Raw genomic sequence first — 20,202 nt, 5'->3', positions numbered from 1 at the left:
GGACCCCCACGGCCCGGCGCGTTCCGGAGAGAACCATGAATCACCGCAGCATCGCGGGTGCGCTGCTCGCCGGCACGGCGGCCCTGGCCGTCACCACCGGTGGCGGCGTGCCCGCCGCCGCCCATCCCTTCGGGCCGCCCACGACGGCCCAGGTCGCCGTGGACGGTTCCCGGGTCGACCTGTCCTGGCAACCCGCCGAGGACGACTGGGTCGCGCTCGGCCAGTCACTCGGCGCGTTCGAGGACCCCACCAAAGGCCCGGTCGCCACCCAGGTGACCGGCGAGCAGAAGCTCCGCGACTCCGCCGCCGTCCAGGACTACCTGCGCGAGCGGATCACGGTCAGCCAGCAGGGCCGACCCTGCCGTGGGGAACTCCAGCCGCTGGACGCTCTGCTAGCCCAGGGAGCCCGGCTGCGCTTCGAGTGTCCGGCCCCGGTGACCGCGCTCGACATCACGGTGACCGCGCTCACCGACCTCAACCAGGCGTACCGCACGGTGCTGCGCGCCGAGTCGGCGACACCGGCCGAGGCACTGTTCACCGGCGCCGACGGCACCCACCGCGTCGACTTCACCCGCTCGGGCGGCGGATCCGCCCCGGCCGCCGCGCTGGCCGTCGGCGTCGTCGCCGCCGGTGGGCTCGGTGCGCTGCTCGTTGCCCTGACCCGACGACGTAACCGGAGTACGGCATGAACGACCTCAACGGGCTCGACGAGCGCCTGATCGCCCTGTTCGACAACGCGGCCCTGTTCTGGGTCGCCCTGGTCGTGGCGGTCGGTGTCGGCGCCGCACACGCGGTGGCACCCGGGCACGGCAAGAGCGTCACCGCCGCGTACCTGGTCGGTACGCACGGCCGCTACCGGGACGCGCTCCGGCTCGGCGTGATCGTCGCGGTGATGCACACCTTCTCCGTCCTGGTGCTGGCGCTGGTCTGGACGGGATTGAGCGGCGTGGCCGACCTCGGCACCAGGACGATCACCGCCGTGCTCCAGGTGGTGGCCGGGATCGTGGTGATCGGTGTCGGCGCGCACCTGATCCGACGTCACCTCACCAAGCGGGGCCACCACCATCACCATCACCACGGCGACGACGGCCACCACCATCACCACGACGTCCCGGTCGACCCGTGGTCCCGGCGTGGGCTGATCGCGCTCGGGCTCTCCGGTGGGCTGCTGCCCTCGCCGTCGGCCTTCCTGATCCTGGTCAGCGGCCTGCTGACCGGCCGCTCCCTGGGGGCGGTGGTGATCGTGCTCGGGTTCGGCGTCGGGATGGCGCTGACGCTGACCGGCGTCGGCGTGCTCACCATCCGGGGGCAGGCGCTGCTCGCCGGGCGAGCCGGCCGAGGTGCGCTGGTGGCCGGTCTGGCGGCCTGGATGCCGGCGATCGCCGGTGCGGCGGTCTGCCTCGGGGGATGCCTCTACGTGGCCGCGGCCGTCTCGGCCCTCGCCGCCTGACCGGCCGTCTGAGCCTTCGCCGTCCGTCTCGGCTTTAGCCGCCTGACCGTCCGTCGAAACAGGACTGACGGGACGGGTGCGTGCGATTACCGTCGGCCGGGTGACTCGACACCTGCTCGTGCCCGGACGGGGAACGCCGCGCCCCGAGCACTGGATGAACTGGCTCGCCGGCCGGCACCCGGACTACCGGTGGGCGCCCGAGCCGCCCGGTCCGCCGCTGGTCCTGCGGGACCGGGTGGCGGCGCTGCACGAGGCCGTGCACGCCTCGACCGAGCCGGCCGTGCTCGTCGCGCACAGCGCCGGATGCGTCAGCACCGTCGTGTGGGCGGCCGCGCACACCGGTCCGGTCGTCGGCGCCCTGCTGGTCACCCCGCCGGTCATCGACGGGTACGAGCCGGACGAGCCGGGGGACCTGCCCTGGATCGTGCCCCGCACCCGGTTGCCGTTCCCGACCGTCCTGGTCGCCAGCCGGACCGACCCGTACACCACCTTCGCCCAGTTCACCGAGTACGCCGAGGACTGGGGCGCGGAACTGGTCGACGCGGGCGAGGTCGGACACCTCGACAGCGCGGCCGGATTCGGCCCCTGGCCCGAAGCGGAGCGGCTGATCGCCCGGCTCGGCTGAGCGGGGCTGCGCATCCATCGCGTCCGGTCGATAATGCGAGGGTGGTGAGAATGGGCTGGGTGCTGGTCGCCGCGCTGCTGTCGACGGTGACGGCCTGCGACGGCACCCCGAGTCCGAGCCCGTCGGGGCAGGTCGCCACCACATCGGCGCCGACGGAGTTCGCCGCCCCGCCGCTCCGGCTGCCCACCGTGGCACCCGGGGACGCTTGCCCGGTCACCGAGCCGCAGCCCTGGCCCCACCCCGACCAGGCCAGCCGGGTGCTCGGCCCCGGTCCGCTCTATCCGGTCGCCGACTACTTCCGGAGCGGCGTACTGGAGTTGCGCGCCATGGACCGGCAACAGGACGGCACGTACACGAAGAAGGTCCGGTGGATCGGCTCCGGCTATGCCGGGCCGGTGCTGGTGCGGGCGGCCCGGATCGACGGGCCCGGCCCGGCCGGTGCGGAGTTCGCCTACCTCGGGGAGCCGCGCGACGGCGGGCACCACGCCCTGCTGGTCCGTCCGGAGAACGACCTGCCCGCGACCACCACGGTCGGCGGGCCGGGGTGCTACGCGTACCAGGTCGACGGCACCACGTTCAGCGTCACGGTGGTGTTCCGCGCCGCCCTGGAGACGGCTGGCTGATCAGTGCGGCGTGGCCACGGTCGGTGCCTCCAGGTAGTGCACGCCGGTGGCCTCCTCGGAGACCTGCCAGAGCCGTGCGGCCAGGGCCGGGTCGTCGGCGGGGGCGACGACCGGGCGGCTGTGCACCCGGTTACCCCACCGGAACAGTGGCGGGCCGTGGAAGACGCCGGTCTCGGCGGTCGGGGCGGTGGCGGCGTAGAGGAGCGGGACGGTGCCGCTCTCGGAGCTGCGGGCCAGCAGCAGACCGCCGATCCGGGTCACCGCCCATTCCCCGGCGTTGTCGTACCGGCGGTTCATCGGGGTGCGGGCCATGCCGGGGTGGGCGAGGAGGCTGCGCACCGGGCTGCCCGCGCGGCGCAGTCGACGGTCGAGTTCGACGCCGAACAGGGCGTTGGCCTGCTTCGACCGGATGTACGGCACGGGCTCGGCGGCGGCCGGTTGCCCGGTCAGGTCGTGCAGGTCGGGTCCGCCGCGCAGCAGTCGATAGAAACCGGAGCCGACGGTGACCACCCTCGGGTCCCGATCCGGCCGGAAGAGGTCGAGCAGCAGGCCGGTCAGGGCGAAATGGCCCAGGTGGTTGGTGGCGAACACGCTCTCGTACCCCTGGGCGGACCGCTCGTGTCCCGGCTTGGCGATCCCGGCGTTGTTGAGCAGCAGGTCGACCTGTCGGCCCTCGGCGCGCAGTTCGGCGGCGAACTCGCGGACCGAGTCGAGATCGGCCAGGTCGAGTCGGCGTACCACCAGGTCACCGGCGATGCCGGCGCGGGCCTGCTCGGCCTTGGCGGGGTCGCGTACGGCCATGACGACCGTCGCGCCCCGGGCGGCGAGCTGCCCGGCGGCGACCAGGCCGAGACCACTGCTGGCCCCGGTGACGACCGCCGTCCGGCCGCGCTGGTCGGGGATGTCGTCGAACGTCCAGGAAACGGGCATGAGGCACCTCCGGTCGATCGCAGCGGATGAACTATCCGCTGCGGTGGTGTCGACCGTAGCACGGAGCGGATAAGTAATCCGCTGGTGTGCGGATGGATTATCCTCGTGCTGTGTCCACCGACCCGCCGACGAACGCCGAGCCCCTGCGTGCGGACTCGGCCCGGGTGCGTGCCCGGATGCTGCGCGCAGCCCGGGAACGGCTGGCCGCCGGTGACGTGGAGCTGCCGATGAACGCGATCGCCAAGGCGGCCGGGGTCGGCGTCGGCACCGTCTATCGGCACTTCCCCAGCCGGCAGGCCCTGCTGGAGGCGTTGGCCGCCGACCGGTTCACCCAACTCGTCGACGCGGCCGAACAGGCCGCCGCCGGGCCGGACGTCGTCGCCGAGATGGCCCGGCTGCTCCGGGTCGCACTCGATCACCAGCTCGGTGACCCGGCGCTCGCCGCCGTCCTGGCCGAGCCGGAGCCCGCCCGCCCGGAGACCAGGGAGCTGGGCCGGGCGCTGACCACAGCGGTGGACAAACTGCTGCACCGCGCCCGCGCCGCCGGTGCCATCCGCCCGGAGATCACCGCCGACGACCTGCGGGCGCTGTTCTGCGGCCTCCAGCACGCGGTCACGGTCAGCGGCGACACCGACCGGGACCGGTACGTCGAGATCCTGCTCCGGGGACTACGCGCCTGACGGCTCGGCGCGGGCCGTGGGCGGGTCGGCGTCGGCCGTGGGCGGGTCGGCGAGGAAGGACTCGACCGTGCTGACGAAGGTGTCGGGTGCCTGCGCGTGGACGTGGTGGTCGGTCGGGATGGTCACCAGGCGGCTGGCGGGGAGGCTCTCGGCCATCCGGGCCATCGGCTCCTGCGGCAGGTAGCTGCCCGGCCCACCGGCCACCACCAGCGTGGGCACCGAGAGGCTGGCCAACGCCGACCAGCGGGCCGGGTCGGGAGCATTCAACTCTGCCAGCACCGAGGGTCTGATCTCCCGGTCGTAGTACGGCGCACTGTCCGGCAGGTCGGTGGGAACGATGATCCCGAGCGGCACCGGCGGCGGGCACTCCTCAAGCACCAGGGCGAACACCCGCTCCGGATCCCGCTCGGCGGCCAGCAGCGCCACAGCGGCACCCAACGAATGCCCGACCAGGACCACCCGTTCCAGGGCCAGCCGGTCGAGAAACGCCAGCACGTCATCACGCAGCACGGTGAGCGAATACGGCCCGACCTGGTCGCTGCGTCCCATCCCCCGCAGATCGGGCAGGTGGACGGTGCGGTGCCGGGCGAACGTCGGTGCCAGCGCGTCCCAGGTGGTCCCGTCGCCCCCGCCGCCGTGCACCAGCACCATCGGCGGCGCGGCCTCCGTGCCTGGCCCGCCCTCGATGCTGCGGTACGCCAGCCGACCCCACCCCATGTCCACCGACCGGTACGCCAGCATGGCGGAAGCCTACGGCGGCGTTCCCGGGTCCGCTGTCCCTGCGGAGGCCGCGCCGCAGCGCTTGGAGGAAACCCTCTTCCGCCCCGATCGCCGGACCGCCACGGGTGCCGGTGCGGTCCGGAGTCCGGCCGGTTGGACGAAGATGGCTCGGCGGTCGACCGCATCTCCTCGGCCGTTGAGCTGGTAGCCCTCCAACCAGATCCACCCGTCGTACGTGGTCCAGTCCAGGACCCGGATCACGCGGAACAGAATCGGCTGTCGGAACTGGACGCTCGCTTCACGTCCCACACGGAGCAGGTCACCGGCGCGGGGTGTGGTCAGGTCAGCCATCCGAGGAACCTCCGGCGGAGGCTTTCCGTGGGCACCCAGCTCAGATCCTCGGCGGCTGACAGCATGTACGAACTCAGGTAAAGGGTCAGGCAGGTGCGTGCTGCGCCGTACTCGTCGACCAGCTCCGTTCGGCTGATAGCGCACGGCCAGGGTGCCTCGCAGCGGAGACAGACCCAGGTCGGCCGAACCGGTAGGTGCTCCGTCATCGCCAGTGCCCCCGGTTGATCAAGACGCGCTGCTTCACGCGGCAGGGCAGGGGCGACCCGCACAGGCACACGCGCCTTGCCCGGCGCAGCGACCACACCGGCCTGTGCTTGCGCGCCAGGTCCTCGGCCAGAGCTAACACGTACTCGGCGTAGGTCATGTGCTTGGACATGTCCGCTCCCGCAAGATCAGAATGGTCCTCTAATTTGGAAGTCTAAATTGATCGTACGGACGGAGTCACGATTTGGGAACACAGAGCGATGTCTCATGTCACGCGCTGTCAGGTCGGCCATACTCAGGCGATGGTCAATCCGACGATCCAGCGACGGCGACTCGGCAACGAGCTGCGCAGAGCGCGCGAGGCAGCGGGCAGGACGCAAGATGAAGCCGCTGAGGTGATCGACTCTTCATCGAGCAAGATCAGCCGGTTGGAGCTGGGTCAGTCCGGCATCCGCCTCACCGATCTCAAACTGCTACTCGACTTCTACGGCGTGACCGGCGACGAAGCCGAGCCATTGCGCGACCTTGCGCGGGCAGGTCGGCAGCGCGGGCGGTGGAGTGGCTACCGCAACGTGGTGCCCGACTGGTTCCGGCAGTACCTCGACCTTGAAGCCGATGCGGCAGAGATCCGCTGGTATCAGCCCGAGGTCATCCCCGGCATCTTGCAGGTTGAGTCCTACATTCGGGCGATGATCGACGGTGACGACGTAGATCGACAGATCGCCGTCCGGCTCGAACGGCAGACGGTCATCGATCGCGAGGACGGGCCGGAGCTGAGTCTGATCCTCAGCGAGTCGGCGCTACGACGTAACCTCGGTGACCGGACGACGATGCGAGAACAGCTCCTCCACCTCGCGGAGGTCAGCCGCCGTAAGAACGTGACGCTGCAAGTCTTTCCGCTCAACGCCCCCACGTACGTAGCCTCGTCGTACAACTTCATCGTCCTGCGGTTCGGGGAGGCATCCGACGTTATCTACGTCGAAACCTTCACTGACGCCGACTACCTTGACAGTCCTGAAGCCGTCCGGGCATACACTCGGCTATGGGATCGCCTCCAGGCGGCAGCCCTCGGGCCGGTAGAGTCCCGCAAGCTCATCCTACGGATCGCAGACGAGATCAAATAGAGGTTGACCATGATGACCCCGGACCTCACTAACGCGGTGTGGCGGAAATCCACCCGCAGCGATAGCAACGGTGGTGCGTGCGTCGAGGTGGCAGGCAACCTACCCGGCGTGGTCGGGGTCCGCGACAGCAAGGACCGGCAGGGCCCCCTGCTGTCCTTCACGACCGACCAGTGGATCGGCTTCGTCCAGGGCGTCAAGGGCGGGACGCTCGACGCCTGAGCGTCCACCGTCGATGGTCGTTCCGCGGGCAACCGAGGTGGAACACCGCCGTGCTTTCCGTCGACGACGAACCGGCGGTGTCGCGGGCCGTCGCCCGCGACCTGCGGCGTCGCTACGGCGACCGGTATCGGGTGGTGCGCGCGAACACCGGCCCGGAGGCGCTGTCGGAGATCAATGTGGCCTGTGACGCTGGCCTCGGGGCTGGCACCCCGGTCACTGGTTCGGCATGTGGTTGATCGGCAGGCCCTCGCCGTAGCGGTGACCCTCCCCGGTCAGGATCTGTGCCCCGTGCTCCAGCGATGCCAGCACCGTCGTTGCCAGGTCGACCCGACTGGTCACCCCCAGCCAGTACGACAGCTCCCACCAGTCCTCGCCCCACGTGGGCAGCACCGCGCAGGCATCCATCGCCAGCAGTGTGTGGAGGTCTTTCCGGTCCTTCGAGTCGGTCACCAGCTTCAAGGCCTCAGCCACGGTGACGGCGGTGACACCGAAACGCTGCCGGTCGGTGATGACCTCGCCTAATGGCTCCACGGCGTGGATCGACCCTGCTACGTACGCCAGCAGCGCCGAGCGGTCCAGCACGAGCGTGACCGGGGGCAGTTCGTCCTCGGGGATCACGCGGCCGACGCCGACTGGTCCCCGCCGGCCTGCTCCTGCTCCATGTGCTGGCGGACCCGCTCGCGGACCGCCGCGAATCGCTCCGCAGGCCACTCGGCCTGCACCGCGTACCGGCGCGCGCGGGCGGCGGCCATGCCCTCCGAGGTCAGCGCCACCCCACGGCGAACCTGCTCGTCACGGAACTGCTCCCACGCCCTCTGGGCGCGCACGGCCCCGGTCACGTAGGCGCTCGCCTTGCCCGGACCCTGCTGCTCCAACGTCTCAGCCACATCCTGAGGGACGGAGATCGACAGCTTCTTCACCGTGGTCATACCGTCAGCGTACTTCGGTAGCACCTTCCTCGTGCCAGCAACACGGGGGCAAGTTCACAGCCCCTGCCCTGCGTACAGGGCGTCAATGACGGGACGCTCGACGCCTGAGCGTCCACCGTCAGCGGGCGTTTCGCGGGCAACCGAGGTGGAACACCGCCGTGCTTTCATTGGCCCATGGCGAACCCGGTGATTCTCTCCGTCGACGACGACCCGGCGGTCTCCCGGGCCGTCGCCCGGGACCTGCGGCGTCGCTACGGCGACCGGTACCGGGTGGTGCGCGCCAACGCCGGCCCGGAGGCGCTGGAGGCGCTACGGGAGATCAAACTGCGCGGTGAACAGGTGGCCCTGCTGCTGGCCGACTACCGGATGCCAGAGATGACCGGGATCGAGTTCCTGGAAGCGGCGATGGACCTGTTCCCGGCGGCCCGCCGGGTGCTGCTGACCGCCTACGCGGACACCGGCGCGGCGATCGACGCGATCAACCTGGTCGACCTCGACCACTACCTGCTCAAGCCCTGGCACCCGCCGGAGGAAAAGCTCTATCCGGTGGTCGACTCGCTCCTGGACGCCTGGTCGGCGAGCCCGATCGCGGCGGCCACCGAGATCCGCGTGGTCGGGCACCGGTGGTCCGCCGAGTCCTTCGCGATCCGTGACTTCCTCGCCCGCAACCTGGTGCCGTACCGCTGGCTGCTGGTCGACGACCCCGAGGGGGTGCGGCTGCTCGCGGCGGCGGGGGTGACCGAGGCCGACGTACCGCTGGTGGTCACCGGCGACGGCAAGACGCTGGTGGCCCCGGCGGAGGCGGAGCTGGCCGGGCTGATCGGTCTGAACGTCACCCCGACGGCCGATTTCTACGACCTGATCGTGGTCGGTGGCGGTCCGGCCGGGCTGGGCGCGGCGGTGTACGGCGCCTCCGAGGGGCTGCGGACCGTGCTGGTGGAGCGGCTGGCCACCGGTGGACAGGCCGGGCAGAGCAGCCGGATCGAGAACTACCTCGGCTTCCCCGACGGTGTCTCCGGCGCGCAGCTCACCGACCGGGCCCGTCGTCAGGCGCTCAAGTTCGGCGCGGAGCTGCTCAGCACCCGTGAGGTGGTCGGCCTGGACGAGGCCGGCTCGGCGCGGGTGCTGCGGTTCAGTGACGGTCAGAGCCTGGCCGCGCACTCGGTGGTGCTGGCCACCGGCGTGTCGTACCGGATGCTGGCGGCACCCGGCCTGGACGAGTTCACCGGCCGGGGGGTGTTCTACGGGTCGGCGTCCAGCGAGGCGCCGAGCTGCGTCGGCGCGGACGTCTACATCGTCGGCGGGGCCAACTCGGCGGGGCAGGCGGCGGTCTACTTCTCCCGGTACGCGCAGCGGGTGCACCTGCTGATCCGGGGCGCCGACCTGACCGCCTCGATGTCGCAGTACCTGATCGAGCAGCTCGGCCGCATCGAGCAGGTGACCGTGCACCCGCACACCGAGGTGGTCTCCGCCGCCGGCGACGAACACCTGCAACAACTGACGTTGCGCGACACCCGCACCGGCGAGCAGCGGGACGTGGACACCTCCTGGCTGTTCGTCTTCATCGGCGCGGAACCGCGTACCGGCTGGCTGGACGGCACGGTGGTCCGCGACGACCGGGGCTTCGTGGTGACCGGGCCGGACCTGGTCGCCGCCGGACGGCGGCCGGCCGGCTGGTCGCTGCCGCGCGACCCGTACCACCTGGAGGCGAGCGTGCCGGGCGTCTTCGCCGCCGGTGACGTGCGCGCGGCGTCGGTGAAGCGGGTGGCCTCGGCCGTCGGCGAGGGCGCGATGGCGGTATCCCTGGTGCACCGTTACCTGGAGGCGCAATGACCACCGACGGACCGACAGCCGGAGCGGAGCCGCAGCGGCTGACCGAGGACGAGCTGCGGACGCTGTTCCTGTTCGAGTCGCTCGACGCCGAGCAGTTGGCGTTCCTGGCCAGTCAGGGGCGGGTCGAGCGGCGGGCCGGCGGTGAGCTTGTCTATGGGGAGAGCGACCCGGCCGAGTGCTTCTTCGTCCTGCTCGACGGCACGGTACGCCTCTGCCGCACGGTGCACGGCGACGAGGTGGAGATCAGCCGCACCTCGCAGCGCGGCGCGTACGGCGGTGCCACCCAGGCGTACGTGGGCGACGCCCGGCAGTATCGCAACAGCATGTGGGCGTTGACCGACTCGGAGTTCTTCGTGCTCCCGGCGGAGCAGTTCGCGCACGCGGTGCGGTCCTGGTTCCCGATGGCGATGCACCTGCTGGACGGCATGTTCATCGGCATGCGGGACACCCAGACGCTGGTCGGTGAGCGGGAGCGGCTGCTGGCCCTCGGTTCGCTGTCGGCCGGGCTGACCCACGAGCTGAACAATCCGGCGAGCGCGGCGGTGCGGGCCACCTCCAGCCTGCGCGAGCGGATCGCCGCGATGCGGCACAAACTGGCGTTGATCGCCGACGGCCGGATCGACGGCCGACGGCTGCACGCCCTCGTCGGCCTCCAAGAGGAGGCGGTCGAACGGGTGGCGAAGGCCGCGCCGCTGTCCGCCCTGGCCGCCAGCGACGCCGAGGACGCGCTGACCGACTGGTTCGACGAGCAGGGCTTCACCTCCGGCTGGCAGTTGGCGGAGACGCTGGTCAGCGCCGGGCTGGACGTCGACTGGCTGGAGCGGGTCCAGGCGGCGGTGGGGCCGGAGGACGTCGAGGCGGCGGTGCGCTGGCTGACCTACGCCGTGGAGACCGAGCTGCTGATGGCGGAGATCGCCGACGCCGCCATCCGGATCTCCACGCTGGTCGGCGCCGCCAAGCAGTACTCCCAGCTCGACCGCGCGCCCTACCAGGTGGTGGACGTGCACGAGCTGCTCGACGCCACGCTGGTGATGTTCAAGGCGAAGGTCCCGGCCGGGGTGCGGGTGGTCCGGGAGTACGACCGGAGCCTGCCGGCCATTCCCGCGTACGCGGCCGAGCTGAACCAGGTGTGGAGCAACCTCATCGACAACGCCCTCGGCGCGATGCCCGACAGCGGCACGTTGACCGTCCGCACCGCCCTGGTCAACGACCAGTTGGCCGTCGACATCGCGGACACCGGACCGGGTATCGCGGCGGAGATCCGACCGCGCATCTTCGAGCCGTTCTTCACCACCAAGCCGGTCGGCGAGGGCACCGGTCTGGGGCTGGACATCTCGTACCGGATCGTGGTCAACAAGCACCACGGCGACATCCGGGTGACGAGCACGCCGGGCGACACGGTCTTCCGGGTGTTGCTGCCGACCGACCTGGCCCAGCCGCCGACCGGCTGACCCGGCACCCCGCCGAGGCGGGCGCCGGGTGGCCGGTCAACCGACGGTGGCCTTGCGGCCCTCGGCACGGCCCTCTTCCCGAGCGGTGGCGAGCAGGTTCGCGAGTCGCTGCCGACGGCGCCGGAGCACGGTCCGAACGGCGACGACGAGTACGCCGACGACCAGCAGGAGCACGAGCTGCGCCCACGGGACGCTCCACGTGGTGACGGTGGCCGAGGCGGGGCGGATCACGGCGCCGGTGGCGTCGCCGCCCTGCACGGCGGGGGTGAGGTCGACGGTGGTCCGTATCCGGCCCAGCCCCCACACGCCGTCGACGCGGGCGTCGAACGTCTTCTGGCCGCCCGGCAGGATCTCGTCGACCTCGGTCGGGGTCTCCCGGCCGGTCAGGCCGAACAGTTCGCGGACGGCCACGTCGCCACCGCCGGTCACCGTGACGTTGCCGTTGTTGGTGGCGGTGTAGCTGACCTCGACCGTGCCGCCGGAGAACGGGTTCCACGAGGGCGTGTAGGTGGCGCTGAGCCCGTCGACGGCCAGGCTGGCGGTGATCGTGCCGCTGGCGCGCATCATCACCCGGAAGCCGACCCGGCTCTCCACGGCGACCGTGCCGCCGGTGCTGGTGACGGTCGCCGCGATACCCGCCGGGTGGTCGCCCGGGGTGGCGTTCTCCGGCACGGTGATGGTGAAGGGGACCACCTTGGTCTGCTTGGCGCCGACGGTGACCTGCTCCTGCACGTCGATCCAGGTGCCGCCGTCCACCGAGGTCTCGTTCGAGGGCAGCATGTTGAAGCGGCCCTTGTCGGTGAGGTAGCCGTCAGCCGCCTTGAGGGAGAAGACCACCGAGGAGTCGCTGAAGTTGCGGACCGCCAGGTGTTCGGTCATGACCTGACCGGGGTCGAGGGTGTGCTCGATCCACCGCCGCCCGTCCGGACCGCTGCGGTCGGCCGGCTGGACCGCCCAGGTGACGGTCGGGGTGGTCGGCTCCGCCATCGCACCGGCCGGCGCGATCGGCGTGGCGACGAGCACCACGGCCAGCACGGCGAGCAGCCGCGACAGCGCTCGCGGTGGCGAGGTTCGGAACATGGCGGGATCCCTTCGGCGGTAGGGGTGCGGCCGGGGGAGCCGCCCGAGGCGGCTCCCCGACCAGGGCACTACTCGAACAGGGAGAGGGTCAGCGTCGAGGTGTACGACCCGGCGGCCACATCAGCCGGGGTCCGCAGGAACAGCCCGGCGTTGACGGAGTACGCGTCACCGGTGACCGCGCCCGAGTCGAACGTCGAGATCAGCAGCTCCTGGTCGACCAGACCCACGTTGTTGCCCGGCTGGGTCGGCTCGTCCAGCACGGTGACGACCTCTTCGCCCTCGCTGACCAGGCCGCTGTCGCCGCCGTCCACCAGGCGCGGCTTCCAGCCCAGGTGTCCGGCGCTGATCGGGTCCTGGCCGCTGCTGCCGACGAAGTTGGTGGCGCTGCCCAGCACCGCCCAGGCGGAGCCCTCCGGCACCTCGTCGGCGGTCCGGGTGTCGGTGACGGTGACCGTCGGCAGGGTGCCGACGAACTGGCGGACCAGCAGGGTCGAGCCGTCCTCGGAGAGCGCCACCGAGTTGCCGGCGACCGAGAGGGCGAGCACGCCCGGTTCCTTGACCTCTTCGATGTCGACGGTGACGCGGACGTCGGTGCTGTCGACCGGCTCGGCGAGGGCCGGCGACGCCAGCGCCACCGACCCGGCCAGCAGCGCACCGGCGGCAGTGGCCGCGATCAGGCGCTTGTGGTTCCTTGTGTGCATTCGATGCTCCGTTTGGTGCTCATGTCTGTCGAACGGGGATGGTGCGGTGGCGGCACCCGGAGGCACCGCCACCGCGAGACGAACTAACCGCAGGTGAGCGCGGGGAACGGCGCCTCTACCCGGGTGGTGACGGGCTGGCCGTTGACGGTACCGGTGACCTTGACCGTCGAGGTGCCGGCCGCCACCGTCTTGGCCCGGGTGTTGAACGCCTGGTAGGCGGTCTTGCCCGGAGCCACATCGGTGACCGTGCGCGAGCCGTGCGGGGTGACCAGTTCGATGGTCAGTGCCACGTCGTCGGCGTTCTGGGCGCTGACCGAGACGTACGCGTTGGTGCCGACGCACTGGCTGCGGGCCTGCACCGTGACGTCCCAGTCCGGGTCGCCCTGCCCGACGGTCGAGCGCGGCGTGGTGTCCGCGGTGACCGGCGAGTTGGCGGCGAGGTAGTTCACCAGCATGGTGAGGTCGTTGTCGCCGGTGGTGGCCCGGTCGGTGCCGCCACCGAGGGTGGTGAAGTTGTCCCCGCCGGAGGCGAGGAACGAGTTCACCGTCACCCGGTAGGTGCCGGTCGGGTCGATCGGCGCGCCGTCGAGCTGTATCGAGGTGATCCGTGAGCCCTGCGCGGCGGCCGGGTCGTAGGTGTAGCTGAAGCCCTTCGACACACCCAGCCACAGCACCGGACGGGACGCGCCCGCCGGCTGCCACTGCTGCTCCAGCACCTGCTTGATCTCGGCACCGGTGTAGGACTTGGTGACCACGTCGTTGGAGAACGGCTGGACCGAGAAGGCGTCGGAGTAGCTCACCGTGCCGTCGGTCCGGTACAGCAGGTCGGCCCGCAGACCGCCCGGGTTCATGAACGCGATCTGCGCCCCGCCCCGGCCGGCGTCGGCGGTGCCGGCGAGCTGCACGTCGGCGATGAAGTTGCCCAGCGCCGACTCCTTGCCCCGGTCCTCGTTGCCGTCGGTGTAGGCCCGCCGGATGTCGGCGGTGATCTCACCGAGCTTGCGCTGACCCAGCTCCTGGGCCTTGACCTTGGCGGCGGCGACGATCTCGGCCACCGCCGGGTCCTGCGGCGCACCGACCACGTCGACGAGCGACGCGTCGGCGGCGGTGACCGAACCCGACTGCGGGTCGAAGGTCAGCGTGACCTTGCCCAGTCGCTTGCCGTAGTCCTCGGCCTGGACCACCGGACGCAGCTTGTCGGTGCCCGGGACCGGGACCTCGAAGGCGTACGGCTGGTGGGTGTGACCGCTGAAGATGGCGTCGATGGTGGCGTCGACCCGGGTGAACTTGCCGAAGACCGGGTCGTTCGCCAGGGCCTCGGGGGAGTCGATGTTCTCCGTGGCGGCGCCCTCGTGCGTGAGCAGCACCACCACGTCCGCCTCGCCGTTGTCCGGGTTGCCGTCCTTGAGCTGGGCGGCGACCAGGTTCGCCTCGGCAGCCGGGTCGCGGAAGGTCAGGCCGGCGATGCCGTCCGGGCTGACCAGCGACGCGGTCTGCTCGGTGACCACGCCGATGAAGCCGACCTTGATCCCACCGATGCTGCTGACCGAGTACGCCGGCAGCGCCCGGGTGTCGCCCCGGTACACGTTGGCGCCCAGGATCGGGAAGTCGGCCCGCTCCATCACCCGGTCGGTCAGGTCGGTCATGCCCTGGTCGAACTCGTGGTTGCCCACCGCCGAAGCGGTCAGCCCGGCCTGGTTGAGGAAGTCGATCGTCGGGTTGTCGTCGTCGATCGCCGAGATGAAGGTGGACGCGCCGATGTTGTCACCGGCGGAGACGAACGCCGTGTTCGGGTTCTGCGCCCGCAACTGGTTGACCAGACCGGCGAGCTGGGCGGCACCGCCGACCGGCTGACCGTTCACGGTGGCCGGTGACTCCAGCCGACCGTGGAAGTCGTTGATCGTCAGCAGTTGCAGGTCCACCGGGGCGGCCCCGGTGTTGAGCCCGACGATCAGCGGGTTGTGGTCGCTGGCGCGGTACGGGTCCGGCGCGAAGAACGAGGCCAGACCGTCGTACTGGAAGGCGTACGACTCGACCGCGTTGGTCTGCCAGACGTCCACGCCGGTCACCCGGTCCGCAAGCGACGGCGAGGCCAGGGCGTGGTCCAGCGAACCGGACTCGCCACCGAAGACGTAGCTCGTCTTACCGGTGTCGTTGAGGTTGCCGTACTGCTTGGCGTAGAGGACCTGCATCGGGTCCTCGTGCGTGTACGAGTTGAAGTCACCCAGCAGCAGCACGTTGTCGGTGCCGCTGTCGGCCTTCACCTGGTCGACGAAGGTGGCCAGCGCCGTGGCCTGGCGGATCCGGTCGCCGTTCCAGCCACCCTGACCGTCCCCGGCGTCGGCGTTGTCACCGCTGCCGGCGCCACTCTTGGACTTGAAGTGGTTGACGACCACGGTGAAGTCGAGCGGACCGGCGGTGAAGGTCTGCGCCAGCGGCTCGCGGGCGTTGAACCAGACCGACTCGTCGTTCACCGAACGCGACGGACCCTTCGGCTGGGCCTTGGCCGGCTTGAAGATGATCGCGGTGGTGATGACGTCCTGCTGTGCGGCACCCGGCAGCTCGGTCGGGGTGCGGACGTAGTCCCAGGTGCCCGCGCCGTCCTCGGTGTTCAGAGCGGCGACCAGCCGCTTGAGCGCCTGCTGCGGGTCGGAGGTGTTGAAGCGGACCGAGTTCTCGATCTCCTGAAGTGCGACCACGTCGGCGCCGAGTGCGCTGATCGCCGAGACGATCTTCGCCTCCTGCTTGACCAGTGCCGCCTCGTTCGCGGCACCGCGTGCGTCACCGCCGAAGTGGACGAAGTAGTTCAGCACGTTGAAGCTGGCCACCCGCAGGTCGCCACCGACGTTGACCGGAGCGGCGGTACGCGGGTTGGTGGACTTGAAGGTGGTCCGGTCGGCCGGCGGGGTGTCGGCGTCGACCGGACGGGTCGGCTGCAGACGCCACTCGTTGAAGGCGTACGACAGCACCGACGGACCGAACGCCTCGACCGAGTCGCCGACCCGCAGCGGGGCGGCCGGGGAGACGTACGGCGGGAGCAGTCCGGCGTTGGCCAGGTTGGTGGTCTTGCCGTCGTCCACCAGGAGCCGGCGCGCCTTGTTGTCGGCGGCGATCTGGCGGGCGGTCTCCGAGCCAGGCCGGGCCTTGTCGGTCGGGGTGGCGGCGGGCTTGTCACCGGCGGTGAGGACGACCTCGCCGAACCGGTTGGTGTTGTAGACCTCGGAGACGGCGTACGCGCCGACCGGGGCGACCAGCATCGACTCGACCGACTCGCGGGCGTCGTCGCTCAGCGGCAGCTCCACCGGGACCGGAGTGGGCAGCGGTGCGCCCTGCTCACAGACCTGGACGTCGCTCTTGGCGGCGATGGTGAGCTGGGTGAGGCCGTTGAACTCGCTCGGCGTGCCGCTGACCCGGACCCGGTCGCCGATCGCGACCGACGGGTGGTTGGCGGTGTTCGTGGTCAGATAGACGAAGACCGCGTCCGAGGCGGTCCCGGCGGCGACGGTGCGTTCCCCGCCGCTGCCCGCCGTCTGCACGTACACGCCGTTGTAGCCACCGGTGCGGTGGTCGGCGGTGACGATGCCCTCGACGGTGACCCGGGTGCCGGCCAGCGGCGTGGCGTCGCCCGTGCCCTGGACCTCGGCGATGGTGCGGTCGACCGTGACGGTGCAGCCCAGCGGCGGGTCCGGGTCCGGGTCCGGACCGGGGCCGGATTCGCCGTTGCGCACCCCGAAGCTGTGCGGCGCCGGGGGCCGCCAGGTGCCGTCGATCTTCTGGAGGGAGTGGCCGACCGGGGTGGACCCGGTCTCCTCCACGCCGATGTCGACACCGGTCCGGCCGTTCGCCGGCCCGCCGACCGCGGTGAAGGTGCCCTCGTAGGTGAGGAACTCGGCGACCCCGCCGTCGGGCTTGACCAGGGCGACGCCGTCGGGCGCACCGTTCTGGATGCCGTCGACCGGGTACGACGCGACGACGACGCCCGCCGTCGGAACGGCACCGCTGAGCGTCCTGGTGTTGTACGGCGCACCGTTCGCGCCGTTGTAGAGGACGATCTGCCAGCCGCTCAGGTCGTAGCCGACCGGCGCCTCGATCTCGATCGCCTCGCCGACGTCCGCGCCGACGTTGTCGTAGTGGATCTCACTGATGAACGGCGTCGTGGGCACCGGGTCGGCGAACGCGGCGGTGCCACTGGAGAGGGTGAGCGCGGCGGCGGTGACCAGTACGCCCGGGATTGTGAGTAGTCGTGTACTTCTACTTCGCTGCATGTGCGCGGCCTCCGAGGGTTAGACCTCGGGAGGATAAGCGGCGTCGGTGTCCGTGCGGGAGCCACCAGATGTACTAAACACGGGAAAGTGGTTGGCTCGGACCACCGGCCTGGCCTGCCGGATCGCCGGATCCGCACCCGTCGCGGGCACTCCGGTGCCCGGCAGCGACGCATCGGTGGGGTGATGATGAGGCATGACCACCGCATGGGACGTCATCGGTGCACCGTCGAGCGCGGGCGCGCACACCCCCGGCGTGGAGCAGGCGCCGGCCGCGCTGCGCGAGGCGGGTCTGGTCCGGCTGCTGCGGCGCACCTGCGAGGTCGACGACCTCGGTGACGTGCCGTCGTCCCGCTGGCGTCCCGACCCCGCACGTCGTACCGGCCAGAACGCGGCCGAGGTGGCACGGGTCGCGACGGACGTCGCGCAGCAGGTCGAGGCGGCGGTACGCCGGTCCCGACTGCCGCTCGTCCTCGGTGGTGACTGCACGGTGAGCCTGGGGCTGGTCGCCGGGCACGTCCGGGCCGGTGCACCGGCGGCGCTGGTCTACGTGGACGGTGGACCGGACCTGTACACACCGTTGACCAGGGCGAACGGGAACATGGACGCGATGGGTCTGGCACACATGCTGGGGTTGCCCGGCACCCGGCCCGAGGTCGCCGCCGTCGGTGGTGCCGTGCCGCTGCTGACTCCCGACCGGGTGGTCGTGTACGGAGACTCGCTGCCCCCGGGGGACCACGAGTACGACCTGGTGGCCGAGCTGGGCATCACGTACGTGCCGGCGGACGAGGTGCACGCCGATCCGCTCGCGGCGGGACGACGGGCGTGCGCTGCCGCCGAGGCCGCCGCCGAGTCGTTCGTGGTGCACTTCGACGTCGACGTGCTCGACTTCGTCGAGACTCCGCTGGCCGACGTGCCGGAACCGACCGGACTCACGCTGGCCGAGGCGTCGACCACCCTCGCCACGCTGGTGCGCAGCCCGCGCTTCGCCGGACTGGCGGTCACCGAGATCAACCCGGACCACCTGCCGGACGGCGCGGTGCTGACCCGGTTCGTCGAGGTGCTGGCCGATGCGCTCGGCACCGGCCGGGTGGGTTCCGGTCAGGCGGCCGGGGAGAACTGAGTGGGCGGGGCGGCGCACTCCCGGGCGAAGATGCGCAGCAGGTTGGGCAGGTGGAAGCGCTGCCCGGTGCCGTCCGAGTCGACCGGCACCAGCAGGTTGTGCGCCACGAGGTCCTCGACCACCCGGTTGGCCTGCGGTCGGGGCAGGTGCAGGATGTCCCCGGCGCTGGACTGCGTGATCAACAGGTCGCTGCTGGCCAGCGCGTTGAGCGCGGCCCGCGCCTGGGGCGTCAGTGACTGGTAGCTGCCGGAGAGGCTGTGGCGGACCGAGATGTCACCGACGGCGAGTTCTTCCAGGCGGTTCTCCTCCCGTTCCAACTGCTCGGTGAAGCTGGGCAGGGCGATGCCGGGCTGGTCGGCGATGCGGCTGCCCACGATCCGCAGCGCCAACGGCAACTGGTCGCAGGCTGCCGCGATCCGACCGAACACCTCCGGCTGTTCGCGTACCCGGTGCTCACCGGCGATGGTCGCCAGCAGTTGCACCGCGTCGACCCGGCTCAGGGGCCCGAGACTCAGCCGCCACCCCACGTCGAGGTCGAGCAGGCGCTGTCGACTGGTGATCAGCACCAGGCTCCGGCCGGCGCCCGGGAGCAGGGGCCGTACCTGCTGGGCGCAGTCGACGTCGTCGATGATCAGGAGCAGTCGCCGATCGGCGAGCGTGCACCGCAGCACCGCAGCCCGCTCCCGGACGTCCTCGGGCACGTCGGTCAGGGCGACGCCGAGTTCGACGAGCAGTTCCCGCATCAGGTCGGCGGTGCTCCGGGGCGTACCGGCGGCGTGGTCGAAGCTGACGAAGAGTTGCCCGTCGGGAAAGAGGTCAGCCAGGTCGTAGCCGTTGGCCACGGCGAAGCTGGACTTGCCGACGCCCGGCGCGCCGGTGACGAGCACGACGGCCGCGTGCTCGTCGGCGCCGAGGGTGTCCGCGATGGCGCGCAACTGGTGGGCGGCGGCGACCCGTCCGACCAGCCGGGGCGGCTTCATCGGCAGGGCCCGGCGACCGGCCGGTGGATCGACAGCGACCGGGGGCGGTCCGCCCGCGATCACCGCCGACCAACCGCCGGGCGGCCGGGCCTCGGCCGAGTCCGCGTCGAGCGCGACCTGTAGGGCACCCTGGAGGGTGGGACCCGGATCGACGCCCAACTCGTCAACGATCACCCGTCGTGCCTCCTGATAGGCGGCGAGCGCCTCCGCGACCCGGCCTTCGAGCGTGAGCGCGACGACGAGTTGGGCCTGCCGGGGCTCGTCGAACGGCTCCTCGGCCACCATCCGCCGCAACTGCGGGATGACCGCTGCGGGCTGTCCCAGTCGGAGCCGTACGTCGATGAGCTCGGTCACCGCCGCCCGCCGTTGTTCCTGTAGTGCCACGGTGCACGCGGCGACGTCGGTGCCGAGATCCGGCAGATCCTCCAACGGATGTCCGTGCCACTGGTCGAGGGCCTTGCCGAGCAGGTCGACGGCGATGTCCAGGCGCTCCTCCCGGGCCGCCCGGTGTCCCTGGCCGACGAACCGCTGAAACCGCAGCAGGTCGAGTTCGTCCTCCTCGACCCGCAACCGGTAGCCGGTGCCGTCGCGGACCAGCCGGTCGGCCGAGTCCCCGACCTGCTCAAGGAGCTGCCGTAGCCGGTGGACGTAGGTCCGGACGTTGTGCAGCGCCGAGGCGGGCGGTGACGTCGGCCAGATACCGTCGATGAGGCGACCGGTAGCGACCGTCCGACCGGGATTCATCAGCAGGATCGAGAGCAGGGACCGAGGTTTCGCCCCGTTGATCGGAAGCGGACCAGCTTTGGTCGCTAATGTCAATGGGCCGAGCACATTGAATTGCATAAATTCTCTCTCCCTGCGGCAGGACAACGCCGGTGAGCAATTCCTCGATTTCGCAGTCCCCGCCGGGAGGGAGT

Annotated in this window: 20 protein-coding genes; 11 read left to right on the top strand and 9 right to left on the bottom strand. The window is 71.1% G+C overall.

What is annotated here, in order from left to right:
• Positions 1 to 35: 35 nt before the first annotated feature.
• The 4 genes from ACFYTT_RS28290 (at position 36) to ACFYTT_RS28275 (ending at position 2,698) form a co-directional block, all read left to right on the top strand.
• The gene (locus tag ACFYTT_RS28290; RefSeq protein ID WP_387263688.1) at positions 36 to 689 is read left to right on the top strand and encodes a hypothetical protein; all 654 of its coding nucleotides are present in this window, start codon (positions 36 to 38) and stop codon (positions 687 to 689) included.
• The gene (locus ACFYTT_RS28285) at positions 686 to 1,450 is read left to right on the top strand and encodes a sulfite exporter TauE/SafE family protein (RefSeq protein WP_387263686.1); all 765 of its coding nucleotides are present in this window, start codon (positions 686 to 688) and stop codon (positions 1,448 to 1,450) included. Before ACFYTT_RS28290 ends, ACFYTT_RS28285 begins: the two co-directional genes overlap by 4 nt.
• Positions 1,451 to 1,550: 100 nt before the next feature.
• The gene (locus ACFYTT_RS28280) at positions 1,551 to 2,075 is read left to right on the top strand and encodes an RBBP9/YdeN family alpha/beta hydrolase (RefSeq protein ID WP_387263683.1); all 525 of its coding nucleotides are present in this window, start codon (positions 1,551 to 1,553) and stop codon (positions 2,073 to 2,075) included.
• A gap of 41 nt (positions 2,076 to 2,116) precedes the next feature.
• Positions 2,117 to 2,698 (top strand): hypothetical protein, encoded by a 582-nt coding sequence (locus ACFYTT_RS28275; RefSeq protein ID WP_387263681.1) that lies wholly within the window; start codon positions 2,117 to 2,119, stop codon positions 2,696 to 2,698.
• Here the strand turns inward: ACFYTT_RS28275 and ACFYTT_RS28270 are convergent, their stop codons facing one another.
• Positions 2,699 to 3,628, bottom strand: a complete 930-nt coding sequence (locus ACFYTT_RS28270; protein WP_387263678.1) for an SDR family NAD(P)-dependent oxidoreductase — start codon at positions 3,626 to 3,628, stop codon at positions 2,699 to 2,701.
• A gap of 110 nt (positions 3,629 to 3,738) precedes the next feature.
• Between ACFYTT_RS28270 and ACFYTT_RS28265 the strand changes: the two genes are divergently transcribed.
• Positions 3,739 to 4,308: a TetR/AcrR family transcriptional regulator gene (locus ACFYTT_RS28265; RefSeq protein ID WP_387263675.1), complete on the top strand. Its 570-nt coding sequence runs from the start codon at positions 3,739 to 3,741 to the stop codon at positions 4,306 to 4,308.
• Here ACFYTT_RS28265 and ACFYTT_RS28260 read toward each other — a convergent pair.
• Together ACFYTT_RS28260 and ACFYTT_RS28255 are read right to left on the bottom strand one after the other, a co-directional pair.
• A complete protein-coding gene (locus tag ACFYTT_RS28260; protein WP_387263672.1) occupies positions 4,297 to 5,049 on the bottom strand; it encodes an alpha/beta fold hydrolase in 753 nt (250 codons plus the stop codon). The two genes, ACFYTT_RS28265 and ACFYTT_RS28260, sit on opposite strands and share 12 nt — an antisense overlap.
• Before the next feature lie 9 nt (positions 5,050 to 5,058).
• The gene (locus tag ACFYTT_RS28255; protein ID WP_387263669.1) at positions 5,059 to 5,379 is read right to left on the bottom strand and encodes a hypothetical protein; all 321 of its coding nucleotides are present in this window, start codon (positions 5,377 to 5,379) and stop codon (positions 5,059 to 5,061) included.
• 506 nt (positions 5,380 to 5,885) lie between these two features.
• On the opposite strand from ACFYTT_RS28255, the gene ACFYTT_RS28250 reads away from it, so the two are divergent.
• From ACFYTT_RS28250 to ACFYTT_RS28240, 3 genes are read left to right on the top strand one after another with little or no spacing between them, the layout of a single operon-like run.
• On the top strand, positions 5,886 to 6,707 hold the full coding sequence (locus ACFYTT_RS28250; protein ID WP_387263667.1) for a helix-turn-helix domain-containing protein: 822 nt from the start codon (positions 5,886 to 5,888) through the stop codon (positions 6,705 to 6,707).
• 12 nt (positions 6,708 to 6,719) lie between these two features.
• On the top strand, positions 6,720 to 6,926 hold the full coding sequence (locus tag ACFYTT_RS28245) for a DUF397 domain-containing protein (protein ID WP_387263664.1): 207 nt from the start codon (positions 6,720 to 6,722) through the stop codon (positions 6,924 to 6,926).
• Positions 6,927 to 6,976: 50 nt separating this feature from the next.
• Complete coding sequence (locus ACFYTT_RS28240; protein WP_387263661.1) at positions 6,977 to 7,162, top strand: hypothetical protein; 186 nt, start codon at positions 6,977 to 6,979, stop codon at positions 7,160 to 7,162.
• On the opposite strand, the gene ACFYTT_RS28235 is transcribed toward ACFYTT_RS28240, so the two are convergent.
• Both ACFYTT_RS28235 and ACFYTT_RS28230 read right to left on the bottom strand, forming a co-directional pair.
• Positions 7,140 to 7,541, bottom strand: coding sequence for a hypothetical protein (locus ACFYTT_RS28235; protein ID WP_387263813.1), 402 nt, complete (start codon positions 7,539 to 7,541; stop codon positions 7,140 to 7,142). The genes ACFYTT_RS28240 and ACFYTT_RS28235 overlap by 23 nt on opposite strands.
• On the bottom strand, positions 7,541 to 7,855 hold the full coding sequence (locus ACFYTT_RS28230; RefSeq protein WP_387263658.1) for a hypothetical protein: 315 nt from the start codon (positions 7,853 to 7,855) through the stop codon (positions 7,541 to 7,543). The genes ACFYTT_RS28235 and ACFYTT_RS28230 overlap by 1 nt, the downstream gene beginning before the upstream one ends.
• A 174-nt stretch (positions 7,856 to 8,029) precedes the next feature.
• Between ACFYTT_RS28230 and ACFYTT_RS28225 the strand changes: the two genes are divergently transcribed.
• Together ACFYTT_RS28225 and ACFYTT_RS28220 are read left to right on the top strand one after the other, a co-directional pair.
• The gene (locus tag ACFYTT_RS28225) at positions 8,030 to 9,688 is read left to right on the top strand and encodes an FAD-dependent oxidoreductase (RefSeq protein ID WP_387263655.1); all 1,659 of its coding nucleotides are present in this window, start codon (positions 8,030 to 8,032) and stop codon (positions 9,686 to 9,688) included.
• Complete coding sequence (locus ACFYTT_RS28220) at positions 9,685 to 11,139, top strand: ATP-binding protein (RefSeq protein WP_387263652.1); 1,455 nt, start codon at positions 9,685 to 9,687, stop codon at positions 11,137 to 11,139. The genes ACFYTT_RS28225 and ACFYTT_RS28220 overlap by 4 nt, the downstream gene beginning before the upstream one ends.
• A 36-nt stretch (positions 11,140 to 11,175) precedes the next feature.
• Here ACFYTT_RS28220 and ACFYTT_RS28215 read toward each other — a convergent pair whose 3' ends face one another.
• The 3 genes from ACFYTT_RS28215 to ACFYTT_RS28205 all read right to left on the bottom strand — a co-directional run bounded on the left by ACFYTT_RS28215 (position 11,176) and on the right by ACFYTT_RS28205 (position 17,185).
• Positions 11,176 to 12,219, bottom strand: a complete 1,044-nt coding sequence (locus tag ACFYTT_RS28215; RefSeq protein ID WP_387263649.1) for a WxL protein peptidoglycan domain-containing protein — start codon at positions 12,217 to 12,219, stop codon at positions 11,176 to 11,178.
• Positions 12,220 to 12,287: 68 nt separating this feature from the next.
• Positions 12,288 to 12,920 (bottom strand): hypothetical protein, encoded by a 633-nt coding sequence (locus ACFYTT_RS28210; RefSeq protein ID WP_131052490.1) that lies wholly within the window; start codon positions 12,918 to 12,920, stop codon positions 12,288 to 12,290.
• Between the two features lie 83 nt (positions 12,921 to 13,003).
• Positions 13,004 to 17,185: an ExeM/NucH family extracellular endonuclease gene (locus ACFYTT_RS28205; RefSeq protein WP_387263645.1), complete on the bottom strand. Its 4,182-nt coding sequence runs from the start codon at positions 17,183 to 17,185 to the stop codon at positions 13,004 to 13,006.
• A gap of 193 nt (positions 17,186 to 17,378) precedes the next feature.
• Between ACFYTT_RS28205 and ACFYTT_RS28200 the strand changes: the two genes are divergently transcribed.
• Entirely contained in the window at positions 17,379 to 18,305 is a 927-nt protein-coding gene (locus ACFYTT_RS28200; RefSeq protein WP_387263642.1) for an arginase family protein, read from the top strand.
• On the opposite strand, the gene ACFYTT_RS28195 is transcribed toward ACFYTT_RS28200, so the two are convergent.
• On the bottom strand, positions 18,284 to 20,029 hold the full coding sequence (locus ACFYTT_RS28195; protein WP_387263639.1) for a BTAD domain-containing putative transcriptional regulator: 1,746 nt from the start codon (positions 20,027 to 20,029) through the stop codon (positions 18,284 to 18,286). The genes ACFYTT_RS28200 and ACFYTT_RS28195 overlap by 22 nt on opposite strands.
• Positions 20,030 to 20,202 lie beyond the last annotated feature (173 nt).

It is taken from the genome of Micromonospora sp. NPDC003816 (assembly GCF_042874705.1).
Lineage (GTDB): Bacteria > Actinomycetota > Actinomycetes > Mycobacteriales > Micromonosporaceae > Micromonospora.
This window is presented reverse-complemented; position numbering and strand designations above follow the sequence as displayed.

What these genes read in the sequence shown, in the direction of transcription:
- ACFYTT_RS28290 (WP_387263688.1), top strand. Translation starts at nt 36, where the DNA reads ATGAATCACCGCAGCATCGCGGGTGCGCTGCTCGCCGGCACGGCGGCC.
- ACFYTT_RS28285 (WP_387263686.1), top strand. Translation starts at nt 686, where the DNA reads ATGAACGACCTCAACGGGCTCGACGAGCGCCTGATCGCCCTGTTCGAC.
- ACFYTT_RS28270 (WP_387263678.1), bottom strand. Translation starts at nt 3,628, where the DNA reads ATGCCCGTTTCCTGGACGTTCGACGACATCCCCGACCAGCGCGGCCGG.
- ACFYTT_RS28260 (WP_387263672.1), bottom strand. Translation starts at nt 5,049, where the DNA reads ATGCTGGCGTACCGGTCGGTGGACATGGGGTGGGGTCGGCTGGCGTAC.
- ACFYTT_RS28255 (WP_387263669.1), bottom strand. Translation starts at nt 5,379, where the DNA reads ATGGCTGACCTGACCACACCCCGCGCCGGTGACCTGCTCCGTGTGGGA.
- ACFYTT_RS28250 (WP_387263667.1), top strand. Translation starts at nt 5,886, where the DNA reads ATGGTCAATCCGACGATCCAGCGACGGCGACTCGGCAACGAGCTGCGC.
- ACFYTT_RS28245 (WP_387263664.1), top strand. Translation starts at nt 6,720, where the DNA reads ATGACCCCGGACCTCACTAACGCGGTGTGGCGGAAATCCACCCGCAGC.
- ACFYTT_RS28230 (WP_387263658.1), bottom strand. Translation starts at nt 7,855, where the DNA reads ATGACCACGGTGAAGAAGCTGTCGATCTCCGTCCCTCAGGATGTGGCT.
- ACFYTT_RS28225 (WP_387263655.1), top strand. Translation starts at nt 8,030, where the DNA reads ATGGCGAACCCGGTGATTCTCTCCGTCGACGACGACCCGGCGGTCTCC.
- ACFYTT_RS28220 (WP_387263652.1), top strand. Translation starts at nt 9,685, where the DNA reads ATGACCACCGACGGACCGACAGCCGGAGCGGAGCCGCAGCGGCTGACC.
- ACFYTT_RS28215 (WP_387263649.1), bottom strand. Translation starts at nt 12,219, where the DNA reads ATGTTCCGAACCTCGCCACCGCGAGCGCTGTCGCGGCTGCTCGCCGTG.
- ACFYTT_RS28210 (WP_131052490.1), bottom strand. Translation starts at nt 12,920, where the DNA reads ATGCACACAAGGAACCACAAGCGCCTGATCGCGGCCACTGCCGCCGGT.
- ACFYTT_RS28205 (WP_387263645.1), bottom strand. Translation starts at nt 17,185, where the DNA reads ATGCAGCGAAGTAGAAGTACACGACTACTCACAATCCCGGGCGTACTG.
- ACFYTT_RS28200 (WP_387263642.1), top strand. Translation starts at nt 17,379, where the DNA reads ATGACCACCGCATGGGACGTCATCGGTGCACCGTCGAGCGCGGGCGCG.
- ACFYTT_RS28195 (WP_387263639.1), bottom strand. Translation starts at nt 20,029, where the DNA reads ATGAATCCCGGTCGGACGGTCGCTACCGGTCGCCTCATCGACGGTATC.